The organism is Psychrobacter sp. M17(2026) (genome assembly GCF_055699815.1).
Window position 1 is genome coordinate 707,496 of record NZ_CM146741.1, and the last position, 13,614, is coordinate 721,109.

A 13,614-nucleotide genomic window follows, 5' to 3' on the forward strand; every position below is an offset into this window, starting at 1 on the left:
TCATGGCTAGAAATGACAATAGAAATGATAAAAATGAACAAAGTGATGGTCTGGTAGAGCGTTTGGTTACTGTTGATCGCGTTGCTAAAGTCGTTAAAGGTGGTCGTATTTTCTCGTTCACTGCATTGACTGTCGTTGGCGATGGTAATGGCCGTGTTGGTTTCGGTCGCGGTAAAGCCCGTGAAGTGCCAGCTGCTATTCAAAAAGCACTAGAAGCTGCTAAGCGCAATATGATTACTGTTGAGCTAAATGATGCAACTTTATATCATCCGATCAAATCACGTCACGGCGCAAGTAAAGTCTATATGCAGCCTGCATCTGAAGGTACTGGCGTAATTGCCGGTGGCGCAATGCGTGCCGTATTAGAAGTTGCTGGTGTTAAAGACGTTTTGACTAAATGTTATGGTTCTACCAACACTGCTAACGTGGTTCGCGCTACGTTCAATGGTTTACGTGATATGTCAACTCCAGAAAAGATGGCAGCAAAACGTGGTAAATCTGTAGACGAAATTTTGGGCTAACCTTTTATAGATAGGAATAGGTGAGTTACTATGAAAACAATGAAAGTTACTCAGTTTAAATCGGGTGCCCATCGCCTCAAGAGCCACAAAGCTAGCTTGAAAGGATTGGGTTTACGTCGTATTAATCACACTGTAGAAGTTGAAGATACTCCTTCAACTCGTGGTATGGTCAATCGCGTTAACTACATGGTAAGAGTGGAGGAAGCGTAATGGGACTTAGATTAAATGAATTATCACCAGGTGTTGGCGCCAAGAAAACTGCCCAACGTCGTGGTCGTGGTATCGGTTCAGGCCTTGGTAAAACAGGCGGCCGTGGTGTAAAAGGTCAGAAGTCACGTTCAGGTTCTAGCATACGCTCAGGATTTGAAGGTGGTCAAATGCCATTATACCGTCGTCTACCAAAATTTGGTTTTACCAGTAAGATGGCAATGACGACTGCTGAAGTACGTCTGTCTGAACTTAATAAAGTTGAAGGCGATGTAATCAGTGTTGCTACCCTAAAAACAGCTAACATTATCCGTCATGATATGAAGCGTGCGCGCATCATCTTGTCAGGTGAAGTCACTAAAGCTTATACCTTCCAAGGCGTAAAAGTGACTAAAGGCGCCAAGCAGGCAATCGAAGCTGCTGGTGGTAGCATCGAGGAGTAGTAACGTGTCGAAGCAATCAGTGACTTCAAGTGGCATTCCGCTCAACCCATTCGCTTTTATACGTAAGTATGATGAGCTATGGTCGCGTCTGCTATTTTTGATCGGCGCATTGATTGTTTATCGTTTAGGGTCACATATTCCTGTACCTGGCATTAATCCTGTCAATTTAGCCGATCTGTTCTCACGTAATGAGAATACCATCTTGAGCATGTTTAACATGTTCTCAGGTGGGGCATTAGAGCGGATGTCTATTATGGCACTCGGTATTATGCCGTATATTTCGGCGTCTATTATTGTACAGATGATGTCAGCAGTACTACCTTCGCTTGAAGCGCTTAAAAAAGAAGGCGAGGCGGGACGACGTAAGCTAAATAAGTATACTCGTCAGGGGACACTTGGATTGGCTTTGGTACAATCTTTGGGGATGTGTGCAGGTCTTATCAGTCAGAATTTGACGTTATCAAGTGGTCTTACCTTCTATATACCTGCAGTGACCTCACTGGTCGCAGGTGCTATGTTCTTAATGTGGCTTGGTGAGCAGATTACAGAGCGTGGGGTAGGTAACGGCATTTCAATGCTTATTTTTGCCAGCATTGTGGCGGGTACGCCAGGTATGATTTCGCAATCTATCGAACAGGTCAATCAAGGTCAAATGAACTTGATTGTACTCTTTATCTTTGTGGTATTAGGTGTCGCGGTAACTGCGGGTATCGTTTATATAGAACGTGCTCAGCGCCAAGTGCCTGTTAACTACGCACAAAAGCAGCAGCAAGGTCGCAAAATTTATGCTCAGCAGCAGTCACATTTGCCGCTGAAAATTAACATGGCTGGGGTTATTCCTGCTATTTTTGCTAGCTCTTTGTTATTGTTTCCAGCGAGTTTAGGACAGTGGGTTGGTCATTCAACAGATCCTACCTTTGTACAAAAGATATTGCAGAATATGGCGTTAGTATTGTCACCAGGACAGCCGCTATATTTAGTCTTGTTTGGTGCGATGATTATTTTCTTTTGCTATTTTTATACGGCATTGGTCTTTAGTCCGCGTGAAGTTGCTGAGAACCTTAAACGTAGCGGGGCTTATATCCCTGGTATTCGCCCTGGACAACAAACTCAACGTTATCTCGATCATGTATTGAACCGCTTGACCTTTATTGGCGCGATGTACATGACGGTGATATGTTTAATGCCTATGCTCATCCAGTCAGGTTTTGGTGTGCCGTTTAACCTCGGTGGTACGTCGTTACTGATTATGGTGGTTGTGGTAATGGACTTCATCTCGCAAATCCAAGCGCATTTGATGACCCATCAATATCATGATCAGACGTTAATTCAGTCGCCCAATCAGCCTTAATGGTTCTTAATATTTAAGAGTAAATGAACAAGGCGATACTTCAAGGAAAATACGATGAAAGTTCAAGCATCAGTAAAAAAGATTTGTGGTAGCTGTAAGATTGTCCGCCGCAAAGGTCGTGTACATGTTATCTGTACAGCAGAGCCACGCCATAAGCAACGTCAAGGTTAATAGATCAATCAGCTTTGCGACTCGCTGAGCTGATTAATTCAATTAATGCTTGAAAAATACTGGCGGATGAGATATCATCCGCCACTTGCCGTAGTTGCTACCTATAACTTTTATACTTTATCTCCTTTAGCTTAAATGTTTTGGAGCGATTTATAAAGTTTAAGGTATTAACCGCAATAACTCTGAAAAACAATACTTATCATTTTTATAATAGATAATTTTGTTTTTCTTTAATGGAGAGAAATCAATGGCTCGTATTGCCGGTGTTAACATTCCGGATAATAAGCATGCTGTTATTTCACTAACTTACATCTTTGGTGTAGGCCGTACCACTGCTCAGAAAATCTTAGAAGCTGTTGGCATTGCCCCTACTACTAAAGTTAGTCAGTTAGATGATACGCAGTTAGATGCTATCCGTGCACAAGTTGCAAACTATATGACTGAAGGTGATCTTCGTCGTGAAGTTTCAATGAACATTAAGCGTTTAGTTGATCTTGGTTGTTACCGTGGCATCCGTCATCGCCGTAACCTGCCAGTTCGTGGTCAGAATACTAAGAACAACGCTCGTACGCGTAAGGGTCCTACACGCCCTCTCAAAAGATAATTAACTTAGGAAGCTAAAAGATGGCAAAAGACACTCGCAGTCGCAAAAAGGTGGCTCGTCGTTCAGTATCGGAGGGCATTGCCCATATCCATGCGTCTTTTAATAACACCATTGTTACGATTACCGATCGTCAAGGTAATGCATTGGCTTGGGCCACTTCAGGTGGACAAGGCTTCCGTGGTTCACGTAAATCTACACCATTTGCAGCGCAGGTTGCAGCTGAGGTCGCTGGTAAAGCGGCTCAAGAGTATGGTGTTAAGAATGTCGATGTTTTGGTCAAAGGACCAGGACCGGGTCGTGAGTCTGCGGTAAGAGCACTAGGTGCATTGGGTTATAAAATTAACAGCATCTCTGATGTAACCCCAATCCCACACAATGGTTGCCGTGCGCCGAAAAAGCGCCGCGTCTAATATTAAAGACGAAGCTTTTTATTATAAAAGCTTATAGGAGACATAACAATGGCCCGTTATATTGGACCAAAACTGAAATTATCACGTCGCGAAGGTACGGACTTAGGTCTAAAATCTGGCGTGAAGCCGTATGATGTAAAAACCAAAAAAGCTGGTCGTCCACCAGGTCAACACGGTGTAAGCCGTAATAAGACTTCGGAATATGCACTACAGTTACGTGAAAAACAGAAAGTTAAGCGTATCTACGGTGTACTTGAGCGTCAGTTTGCTAACTACTATAAAGAAGCTGCTCGTAAGCGCGGCGCTACTGGTGAGAACTTGCTAGCTATGCTAGAGAGTCGCTTAGATAATGTGGTCTATCGCATGGGCTTTGGCTCAACTCGCGCAGAAGCCCGTCAGCTCGTTAGCCATCGTTCTATTATGGTAAAAAAAGCTGGCCGTGATGAGTTTGTTCGTGTGAACATTCCATCAATCCAGTTGCAAGATGGTGATGTCATCGCCGTTCAAGAGAAGTCTCGCGAACAACTACGTATTCAAAACGCATTAGAGCTTGCGTCACAACGTGGTATTCCAGAATGGCTAGATGTTGATAACAGCAAATTACAAGGCACATTTAAGCATGCGCCTGATCGTATCGATCTACCTGCTGAAATCAACGAAAGCTTGATCGTTGAGCTATACTCTAAGTAAGTAACGTCTGCTCAATGTTATGAGAATAGCATTGAGCGATCAACGTTAATTAAACCAGTTAAATAAATCGAGGTGACATCATGATGCTAAATGCAACTGAGTTTCTAACGCCGAATGCCATTAATGTGGATACGGTCAATGAAACGATTGCCAAAGTCACACTCGAACCGTTAGAGCGCGGCTTTGGGCATACCTTAGGGAATGCTTTACGTCGTATCTTGTTATCTTCATTACCTGGTGCTGCAGTCATCGAAGCTGAGATTGATGGTGTTGACCATGAATACTCTACTTTAGAAGGTCTGCAAGAAGACGTGCTTGATCTGCTTTTAAACCTTAAAGGCTTAGCAATCACCCTTCATGATCAAAATGAAGTATTTTTGACCTTAGACAAACAAGGTCCAGGCATTATCACTGCTGCAGACATCACTTTGCCGCATAACGTCGATATTATCAATCCAGAATTGGTACTAGGAACGCTAAGCGAGCGCGGTCATCTTAAGATGCGTCTGCGTGTAGTTATGGGTCGTGGATATGAGCCAGCAAACCAGCGCCGTGAAGATGGTGATACCAAAGCGATTGGCCGCTTAAAGCTTGATGCAAGCTTTAGCCCAGTGCTACGTGTTGCTTATCAAGTTGAGAACGCTCGTGTTGAACAGCGTACTGATCTTGATCGTCTTATCATTGAGCTTGAAACCAATGGCACTATCGATCCAGAAGAAGCAATTCGTAAAGCTGCTACTATTTTACAACAACAGATTTCTATCTTTGTTGACCTAGAAGCTGAAGAAGCGCCTGAGCCTGTGAAAGAAAAAGAAGAGGTTGACCCAGTGCTACTACGCCCTGTGGATGATCTTGAACTAACGGTTCGCTCAGCCAACTGCTTAAAAGCTGAAAACATTTACTATATCGGTGATTTGGTACAGCGTTCAGAGACTGAACTACTAAAAACCCCAAATCTTGGTAAGAAATCATTAACCGAAATCAAGGACGTACTAGCGTCTAAAGATTTAGAGCTCGGTATGCGCCTAGATAACTGGCCACCCGCTGACTTACGTGTTGATGATCGCTTCTCTTATCGTAGCCGTTAAACTTTAAGGATTTTTGACTATGCGCCATCGTAAGAGTGGAGTGAAGCTGGGTCGTACCGGCAGTCATCGTAAAGCTATGTTCCAGAACATGACCAACTCATTATTTGAGCATGAACTGATCAAAACGACTTTACCAAAAGCTAAAGAATTGCGCCGTGTTGCTGAGCCATTGATCACTATGGCTAAAGAAGACAGCGTTGCTAATCGTCGTTTGGCATTTAGCCGTATGCGCGATAAAGCTATGGTAGGTAAACTATTTGGTACTTTGGGTCCACGTTATCAAACGCGTCCAGGTGGCTATTTACGTATTATCAAATGTGGCAATCGCGATGGCGATAACGCACCTATGGCCTATGTAGAATTAGTTGATCGCGACTAATTTTATAGACTTTATTGTCTAGTACGTTCTACTGTATAAATAGCAAAAAGCGCCAATCAATTGGCGCTTTTTTTTGTCTAAAATAATTTGTAGAAGGCTTAAGTCAAGGTAACTCTAAATCAAGCTACTAACGTCAGCAGCCCCTTGTCTAATGATTTCTACCTGAGAGCTTGTCATATCGACAATGGTGGTCAGCTTAGTAGTCTGAACACCTGCATTAATAAGACCATCTATCTGGTTACCTAACGCTTCTTCGATATCGAAAGGATCATCCATCACTTCATCACTATTTGGTAATATCAATGAGCTGGTCAAAATAGGCTCATCCATCGCTGCTAATAATGCCTGTGCAATAGGGTTGCTTGGCACTCGAATACCAATGGTTTTTTTCTTGGCATGGGCAAGCTTTTTCGGCACATCTTTAGTGGCGTTTAGAATAAAAGTTATGGGTGCAGGAGTGTGCGCTTTTAGTTGTTTGAACTGAATATTATCTACTGCTGCATAGTTGGCAATTTCACTTAAGTCGCGGCACAGTAGAGTAAACTGGTGCTTATCGCTAAGCTCACGAATTTGCTTCAGCTTCTCCAGCGCATCTTTTGATCCTAGACGGCAGCCAAAGGCGTAGCTGGTATCTGTTGGGTATACTATTAACTTATCTTGGCGTAAAAGTTCGACGGCCTGTTCAATAAGGCGAGGTTGTGGGTTCTCAGGATGTATGTACAAGGTTTCCATAATAGCTCCAAATTATTTTTTCTTACTGCAATAAGTATATCTTCAAACTAAAGTCAGATAATAGTGCTTAGCCGTTATTATTAGTAGGAAAACGTTAAAGAGATAAGCGAAGGCTAAGTTTCTCTATTGAATATATTTGATATGCAAAAATAGTAGTGCCCACAACAAAGTTTTAGCATCGCTAGGTAAGCTTTGTGGATAATCAATGTAATATTGTGCTTGGTTGTAAACATCAGTAGCAAAGGTGCTATCGGTAGTATCAAAAGAGGCAAATAGATTGTCTTGTGATACTCGAAAGTTTCTCTGACAGGCGAAGGTAAATAAACACTCTAACGCTTGCGGTTTAATTTCTACGCGCTCAAAGGCTTGTTGTTGTGCTTTATTGCGACCATCAGCAGCATACCAGTAGCCGAAGTCGCTAAGCTTGCGCCGCTGCTGACCTGCGACACACCAATGGCTGATCTCATGCAAGGCGCTAGAAAAGAAACCATGAGCAAACTCGATACGAGCGGGACTAGAGCTTGTAGCAGGGAAATACTCAGGCTCGCCCGCACCACGTACCAGTACTACCTTTTGCTCAGCAAATAGAGTGTCAAATAGTTTAATAAGCCAGTCGGTTGCAAGCTGCTCAATATCCTTTATAGAAGATAGTTTTGTATTCAAAGAATCTGCGTTGTTAGCTATCGCTTGCTTGATTATAGTCTGCTGCCAGTTTTTATTTTCATCACTAATGTGCCTATCAAGCCGGCTTAATAGATCTATAGCCGTTTTATAGGGCAATAAAGTAGTAAAATCTAGGGCGGTAGAGTCAGATATCATAAAGGATTATAACGATTTTATAGAGCTGATAAAGATCAAAGGGATATCAGAAATAGGTCAGTATTGGTAACATACTAGCGCTAGCGTCATAACGGACTTTGGGTTAGTATGGCAGGCAATATTATACACCTTTTTGATCGTTGAGAGCGCTTATGTCAAACTCTAATAGTAACCAAGCTGATGCTCAATCTAGCAGTAATTTAGCAGCCAACCCAGCAACCATGCCTCAAACTATCTCCTTAGACAAATGGGCAGATACAGGTTTTGAGTGGGCAGGAGGCGTTGCTCCAGCATCATTTGAGCGTTTGGCTAGTACCTTGACGGATGAGCATGAGCAAACCAACTTACAGCTCAGTACGACTTTATACCGCCGTAGCAATGTGCTGCATTTGGCCTTTACCTTAACGGGTGATGTTTGGTTGACTTGTCAGCGTTGTCTACAACCGATAGCTATAGACTTAAGCGATGACTATGATATTGCCCTGCTAGAGGATGAGAGTCAGGTCAACTTGATTAATGAAGAGCAAGATTATCTGATACTAGATGAAATCATTACCGAGCCTGCTCCTGAGCGCCTGCTGCCTGTCAAAAAGTTAGTAGAAGATGAGATACTGCTAAAAACCCCGCTTGCGCCAAAGCATGAAGACTGTGAAATGACTGTCGACCAAGTTGGTGATATTCCTGAGGAAGAAGTTGAAAATCCTTTCGCAGCACTGTCTTCTTTGAAAGGTAAACTATAAGCGTTTTAGCTAAATAACGACTTTTATAAAAGTCTCAGCTATAGGGCTTTATTAATTGGCTAAATATGCGTATAATGTCCCGTTTATTGCATTCTGACAATACACTGTTTACTAGGCACTACTGATCAAACCGATTTATCCATAGAATTTTGGTTCGATCAACTGCTTGAGCAAATAGTCACCTTTTAATTCGATGATAAGTCAACTTATGGCAGTGGTTAACTCAACTATCTTGTAAGCCTAAGTCCTTATTCATCCAAGCTGAATTTAAGCTTATCCATTTTAAGTATAGGAGCTATATCATGGCTGTTCAAAAAAGTCGTAAAAGCCGTTCGCGTCGTGACATGCGCCGCTCGCACCATCGTATGGAAGTGGCTGAGCTAAGTGTAGATGCCACAACTGGTGAAAAACATCGTCGTCATCACATGACTAAAGATGGTTTTTATCGTGGTCGTCAGTTATTTAAAGTCAGTCAAGACGCTTAAATTATTAGCTAGTGATGGTTGATCGATAGTGGGCTAGTTACGATTATAGTTATGAGTATTTAGCTTAATATCTGTCAGCTATCATTTAGGTATGATAATTAAGTCAAAAAAGCCAAGTTACTTTGTTGTCCTAAATTAGGTCAATGGATAGCTTGGTTTTTTGTTGTCTAGAGTATTGCTAATTGTTATTTCACAATAATCTTATACAACGCTACGTTTTCTACTTTTAATATATCTGCTTTTAAGATAATAATGCTCTAACGGCTTATTTTGATGTTGTATCCTTTCATCCTTGACTAGGATAATAGTGCCTAGCAGTGTATAGTTTGCTATCAAGCCTAGTATTATCTAAACCTAGCATCAATTAAACGTAGTATTCATTAGATATAGTATTAACCACTTATAATAAAGAATTCTTATCCATTAAAGAGATCTCTGCAATTTACTTAAGGAATATTGGCTATGGCATCAGCATCTGATACCGCATCACCTACCGCACGCATTGCAATAATTTTCCCAGGACAGGGCTCACAAGTATTAGGCATGACAACTGAGCTTGCCGAGCTATATCCGCAAATAAAAGAAACTTTTGCTGAGGCAAGTACAGCGCTTGGCGAAGATCTATGGGAGATCTGCCAAGATGAAGAGCGACTCAATCAAACTCAGTATACTCAGCCCGCCCTGCTAGCAGCCAGTATCGCTATTTGGCGAGTACTACAAGGTAAAATCACTACAAAGCCTTGTTATTTAGCAGGTCACTCATTAGGTGAGTATAGCGCTCTTTGTGCTGCTGGCGTATTGTCTTTGGCAGATGCTATTCAATTGGTACATAAGCGTGGCCAATTGATGCAACAGGCAGTAGAAGGCATTGATACCGCGATGGCTGCGGTATTAGGTCTAGAGGATCAGAGAGTTGAGACTTTATGTGAGCAAGCGACTGAACATGTCGACGGCGCTATCGTTGGTGCAGCGAACTTTAATAGCCCAGGGCAAGTAGTAGTCTCTGGTAATGCTGTGGGAGTAAATGCGGTCATCGACAAAGTACAAAATACGGGTAAGAAGGCTATCTTACTTAAGGTGAGCGTGCCCTCACATTGTGCTTTGATGCAACCTGCCAGCCAAGCACTTGCTGAGGCACTGACCGAGATTCAATTTGATCAAGCCACTATTCCAGTGATTCAAAACCGTCATGCTCGTGTCGAAACTAACTCTCTAGGTATCAAGCAAGCCTTGATCGAACAATTAAGCGAGCCAGTATTGTGGTCGAAAACCATGCAAGAATTGGTAGATAAACAAATTAATGTTTTAATTGAATGCGGTAGCGGTAATGTGCTGAGCAATCTTGCCAAGCGTCAGGCTCATCCTATAGCCAGCTATCCTACTGACAAGCCAGCTCGCTTAGATAAATTAATGGAGGTATTATCATGAGCCGTACGATTACATTAGTCACGGGTGCCAGCCGCGGCATCGGTAAAGCCGTCGCCAAACGCTTTGCAAAAGAGGGTCACTTTGTTATTGGTACTGCTACCACTGAAAAAGGTGCAGCACTGATAAATGACTATTTGCATGATTCTGGTGGTATTGGTCGAGTATTAGATGTACGCGATGGTGCTCAAATTGATAAGCTATTTGAAGAAATTGAAAGCGTTTATGGCGCAGTACAAGTACTCGTGAATAATGCTGGTATTACCCAAGATGGGCTACTGATGCGTATGAAAGATGAAGATTGGAGTAACGTTATTGATACCAATTTGTCATCTGTATATCGCATGAGTAAACGGGCTATACGTGGCATGATGAAAGCGCGTCGCGGCCGTATTATTAATGTCAGCTCTGTTGTGGCGCAGATGGGTAATGCTGGACAGTCTAACTATGCTGCGACTAAAGCGGGCGTCGAAGGTTTTAGCCGTACGTTAGCTCGTGAGATTGGCTCGCGTCAAATTACAGTTAATAGCGTAGCACCAGGTCTTATCGAGACTGACATGACCGATGAGATGGACGAGCGTCTGCTTAACTCTATGCTGGATGCTGTGCCTATTGGGCGTTTGGGTCAGCCAGAAGATATCGCTGCAGCAGTGTTATTCTTAGCCAGTGATGAAGCCAGTTATATTACAGGCGCTGTCATTCCCGTCAATGGTGGCATGTATATGTAACCTTAATAAATGACCTTTGATAAATAAATAACATTTGCCACATAAAATTCTTTGTGAACGAGTGTAAACTATTATTAATGATGATATAATAACGGCTACTTTTATGGCAAAGCCTTTTATTACAATCTAGTCTCAGCTAATATTGAATTATAATGATATTAGCTGTAGGATGTTTAGAGTATAGGTTTTGACATAACGTACCTTATTTTATATAAGTTCTATATAAGCCATTAGCTGTATAATAAAGCTAAATGGTCATTTTTTTAAATTCTAATCTATAATGGAGTATATTTTATGAGTAACGATACTGAGCTAAGAGTAAAATCAGCAGTAGCAGAGCAGCTAGGTATGAATGTTGAAGATATCAGCAACGAAGCTTCTTTTATGGAAGATCTTGGTGCTGATTCTTTAGATTTAGTTGAATTAGTAATGTCATTTGAAAGTGATTTTGGTATTACTATTCCTGATGAAGATTCAGCTGAGCTTACTACTGTGCAAAAAGCAATTGATTATGTAAACGCTCAATTGTAATACGCTGTTTTATAGTAGATTTTGCTAGACCGTTTATCTTCGCAGATAAGCGGTTTTTTTTGTGGCTAAATATTTTATGGATTATTAGTCACTATTGAACATTGCTGATTACCCTTAACATAAGCTGATTTTTCTTAACATTATTCAACATACTCAACCTATGCAAAGTAACAAGGTTTGTTATACTAATTTTCAGTGATAATAATTGAAAGTGATACTCTGAGCTTATTTAATAGTTCTAAGACCGTTTTAATAATTTTGTTAGGTCACATTTTTTATTATCATTAGAACAATTTATACCCCTCAATAACAACAATTTAAGGAATAATTAAATGGGAATGTTCAGTTTTGCAAAAGATATTGGTGATAAAATTTTTAATCGTGACGATGCTAAGCATGATGCGAAGGCAGAGACCAAAGCTGCTGCTAATACGCAAGTAAAAGCTGATGAGCCATCTGCGCAGTCTGTAGCTAGCTTATTATTACGTCGTATTCAGCAGCAGAATCTAAATATCAGCGACCTAAAAGTAAAATATAATGGCGCAACTGACACCGCCGAGATCAGTGGTACCGCAAAGACACAAGCAGACCGCGAAAAAGCCATTATCGCTATTGGTAACGTACAGAATGTCGCAAAAGTTATTGACAATATCGACATCGAAGAAGATGCTCCTGAATCGACTATGTACACAGTAAAATCTGGTGATAGCTTATCTAAAATCGCCAAAGAGGTTTATGGTTCAGCAGGTGATTATATGAAAATATTTGAAGCCAACAAGCCAATGTTATCTGATCCTGATAAAATTTATCCAGGTCAAGTACTACGTATTCCTAAGCCATAAGCTAATAGCTCTTAGCTAAGCACTTAAAGTTTTAATATATATTTAAAAACGCCTGTTAATAATTAATAGGCGTTTTTTATGTCTGTCTAGTTATGTGCTTGTCTATTTTAATCGCTATTTAACATGATTAAGTTTGCGTTTTTGCTCTTCAATTGCCCAATCAATATGCTCATCTAATATCTCGTTATGCAGATTCAATTTAGATTGTAAGTGTTCGATGTTCATCAAGCTAGCATTAGCATTGCCTAAACCAATTGAGATATTGCGCAAAAAATTAACATAGCCCGTACGCCTTAACGGACTGCCTTCAGTAAATCTTAAAAATTCGGTCTCAGTCCAACGCCATAGCTCAATCAAACTACTTTCATCGAGCTTATGCCTAGGGGCAAAGTCATCGACTGCGGTCAGCTGCGCGTAGCGATTCCACGGGCATATTAGTTGACAATCATCACAGCCAAACACGCGATTACCAATAGCACGTCGATACTTAAGATCAATGACGCCTTCATGCTCTATAGTTAAATAAGAGATGCAAGCGGCTGCATTAAGCTCGTGTGGCGCAACAATAGCCTGAGTTGGGCAAATATCAATACAAGCGCTACAGCTACCACAGTGCGCCTCGACAGGCTTATCATCAGGCAACTCAAGGCTGATAAATAGCTCACCTAATACAAAGAACGAGCCTGCTTGTTTATTAAGCAGCAAGGTATGTTTGCCCGTCCAGCCGAGTCCTGCTGCGTCCGCTATGGGCCGCTCAAAAATCGGCGCGGAGTCACTGAAGGGTCGAAAGACAAAATCAGTTTCAGCACCAATATTCAAGTTTTGCCACTCAGGTAGCTTAGATTCTATCAATAAAGCCAATTGTTTGAGCCGACCACGCATGGTTTTGTGATAGTCGCGACCACGGGCATAACGGGCGATAATGCCATGGTTGGGTCTACTGTCATCTTCAACCGTGCGCGGCTTTGGTGCTTGGGTTAAGTAATCCATGCGTACGCTAATGATAGTTTTGGCACCAGCTACTAATTTGTCAGGATTGGCCCGTAGCTCATGATTGTTATGCATAAACTGCAATTGACCTTCATAGCCTTTAGCAAGCCACTTTTGCAATTGGACTATTTGCTGCTGAAATAAAGGATGATGTACCGATAAAAATCCGCAGTCAGCGAAACCCAAAGCTTGTGCTTGCGCTTTGATCCACAGCTTGACGTCTTGAGCGCTTGCAAAAGAGCTTGGATTTAGTACGGTTATGTTGCCGGCCGTAGTCGCTGTTGATAATATTTTAGTCATAAAGGTCGGTTAGCTAATAACGTGATTGTTAGAATAGTTGTATAAATAGGACGATACCAGTCATTATAACAGCTAATAAATAGCTATTGACCCTCTATGGTAATCCGTCTATCTATAGCAAGCCGTCTAAGCTTTTGTTAGGATGATGACAAGAATGA

Annotated in this window: 19 protein-coding genes; 16 read left to right on the forward strand and 3 right to left on the reverse strand. The window is 41.6% G+C overall.

The genetic code is table 11. The features are described from left to right. Nucleotides 1–2: 2 nt before the first annotated feature. The 10 genes from rpsE to rplQ all read left to right on the forward strand — a co-directional run bounded on the left by rpsE (nt 3) and on the right by rplQ (nt 5,864). Nucleotides 3–521 (forward strand): 30S ribosomal protein S5, encoded by a 519-nt coding sequence (gene rpsE, locus ACR63T_RS03055; RefSeq protein WP_201572087.1) that lies wholly within the window; start codon nt 3–5, stop codon nt 519–521. A gap of 30 nt (nt 522–551) precedes the next feature. Further along, entirely contained in the window at nt 552–731 is a 180-nt protein-coding gene (gene rpmD, locus ACR63T_RS03060) for a 50S ribosomal protein L30 (RefSeq protein WP_201572097.1), read from the forward strand. Beyond that, complete coding sequence (gene rplO, locus ACR63T_RS03065) at nt 731–1,171, forward strand: 50S ribosomal protein L15 (protein WP_201572099.1); 441 nt, start codon at nt 731–733, stop codon at nt 1,169–1,171. The genes rpmD and rplO overlap by 1 nt, the downstream gene beginning before the upstream one ends. Nucleotides 1,172–1,175: 4 nt before the next feature. After that, on the forward strand, nt 1,176–2,522 hold the full coding sequence (gene secY, locus ACR63T_RS03070) for a preprotein translocase subunit SecY (RefSeq protein WP_472784739.1): 1,347 nt from the start codon (nt 1,176–1,178) through the stop codon (nt 2,520–2,522). A gap of 54 nt (nt 2,523–2,576) precedes the next feature. Further along, entirely contained in the window at nt 2,577–2,693 is a 117-nt protein-coding gene (rpmJ, locus tag ACR63T_RS03075; protein WP_025644371.1) for a 50S ribosomal protein L36, read from the forward strand. 247 nt (nt 2,694–2,940) lie between these two features. Continuing rightward, nucleotides 2,941–3,297 carry a 30S ribosomal protein S13 gene (rpsM, locus tag ACR63T_RS03080; protein WP_021813384.1) on the forward strand — a complete coding sequence of 119 codons (357 nt, stop codon included), beginning with the start codon at nt 2,941–2,943 and terminating at the stop codon, nt 3,295–3,297. 20 nt (nt 3,298–3,317) lie between these two features. Next, nucleotides 3,318–3,707, forward strand: a complete 390-nt coding sequence (gene rpsK, locus ACR63T_RS03085) for a 30S ribosomal protein S11 (RefSeq protein WP_201572109.1) — start codon at nt 3,318–3,320, stop codon at nt 3,705–3,707. Between the two features lie 48 nt (nt 3,708–3,755). Next, complete coding sequence (rpsD, locus tag ACR63T_RS03090) at nt 3,756–4,397, forward strand: 30S ribosomal protein S4 (RefSeq protein ID WP_201572116.1); 642 nt, start codon at nt 3,756–3,758, stop codon at nt 4,395–4,397. Between the two features lie 80 nt (nt 4,398–4,477). Continuing rightward, entirely contained in the window at nt 4,478–5,485 is a 1,008-nt protein-coding gene (locus ACR63T_RS03095; protein ID WP_201572118.1) for a DNA-directed RNA polymerase subunit alpha, read from the forward strand. A gap of 19 nt (nt 5,486–5,504) precedes the next feature. Next, the gene (gene rplQ, locus ACR63T_RS03100; RefSeq protein WP_201572120.1) at nt 5,505–5,864 is read left to right on the forward strand and encodes a 50S ribosomal protein L17; all 360 of its coding nucleotides are present in this window, start codon (nt 5,505–5,507) and stop codon (nt 5,862–5,864) included. A 114-nt stretch (nt 5,865–5,978) separates the two neighbouring features. Here rplQ and ACR63T_RS03105 read toward each other — a convergent pair whose 3' ends face one another. Continuing rightward, nucleotides 5,979–6,596 carry an L-threonylcarbamoyladenylate synthase gene (locus ACR63T_RS03105; protein ID WP_472784740.1) on the reverse strand — a complete coding sequence of 206 codons (618 nt, stop codon included), beginning with the start codon at nt 6,594–6,596 and terminating at the stop codon, nt 5,979–5,981. Between the two features lie 123 nt (nt 6,597–6,719). Further along, a complete protein-coding gene (locus ACR63T_RS03110; RefSeq protein ID WP_472784741.1) occupies nt 6,720–7,415 on the reverse strand; it encodes an elongation factor P hydroxylase in 696 nt (231 codons plus the stop codon). A 152-nt stretch (nt 7,416–7,567) separates the two neighbouring features. Between ACR63T_RS03110 and ACR63T_RS03115 the strand changes: the two genes are divergently transcribed. The 6 genes from ACR63T_RS03115 (at nt 7,568) to lysM (ending at nt 12,166) form a co-directional block, all read left to right on the forward strand. After that, nucleotides 7,568–8,155: a YceD family protein gene (locus ACR63T_RS03115; RefSeq protein ID WP_201572144.1), complete on the forward strand. Its 588-nt coding sequence runs from the start codon at nt 7,568–7,570 to the stop codon at nt 8,153–8,155. A gap of 302 nt (nt 8,156–8,457) precedes the next feature. Then, nucleotides 8,458–8,640: a 50S ribosomal protein L32 gene (gene rpmF, locus ACR63T_RS03120; protein ID WP_010196743.1), complete on the forward strand. Its 183-nt coding sequence runs from the start codon at nt 8,458–8,460 to the stop codon at nt 8,638–8,640. Nucleotides 8,641–9,102: 462 nt separating this feature from the next. After that, nucleotides 9,103–10,068 carry an ACP S-malonyltransferase gene (fabD, locus tag ACR63T_RS03125; protein ID WP_472784742.1) on the forward strand — a complete coding sequence of 322 codons (966 nt, stop codon included), beginning with the start codon at nt 9,103–9,105 and terminating at the stop codon, nt 10,066–10,068. Further along, nucleotides 10,059–10,793, forward strand: a complete 735-nt coding sequence (fabG, locus tag ACR63T_RS03130; protein ID WP_305900254.1) for a 3-oxoacyl-ACP reductase FabG — start codon at nt 10,059–10,061, stop codon at nt 10,791–10,793. Before fabD ends, fabG begins: the two co-directional genes overlap by 10 nt. 294 nt (nt 10,794–11,087) lie before the next feature. Then, the gene (gene acpP, locus ACR63T_RS03135; protein ID WP_201572156.1) at nt 11,088–11,324 is read left to right on the forward strand and encodes an acyl carrier protein; all 237 of its coding nucleotides are present in this window, start codon (nt 11,088–11,090) and stop codon (nt 11,322–11,324) included. Between the two features lie 332 nt (nt 11,325–11,656). Then, on the forward strand, nt 11,657–12,166 hold the full coding sequence (gene lysM, locus ACR63T_RS03140) for a peptidoglycan-binding protein LysM (protein WP_201572158.1): 510 nt from the start codon (nt 11,657–11,659) through the stop codon (nt 12,164–12,166). Between the two features lie 114 nt (nt 12,167–12,280). Here the strand turns inward: lysM and queG are convergent, their stop codons facing one another. Further along, nucleotides 12,281–13,456 carry a tRNA epoxyqueuosine(34) reductase QueG gene (gene queG / locus ACR63T_RS03145; RefSeq protein WP_305899670.1) on the reverse strand — a complete coding sequence of 392 codons (1,176 nt, stop codon included), beginning with the start codon at nt 13,454–13,456 and terminating at the stop codon, nt 12,281–12,283. Nucleotides 13,457–13,614 lie beyond the last annotated feature (158 nt).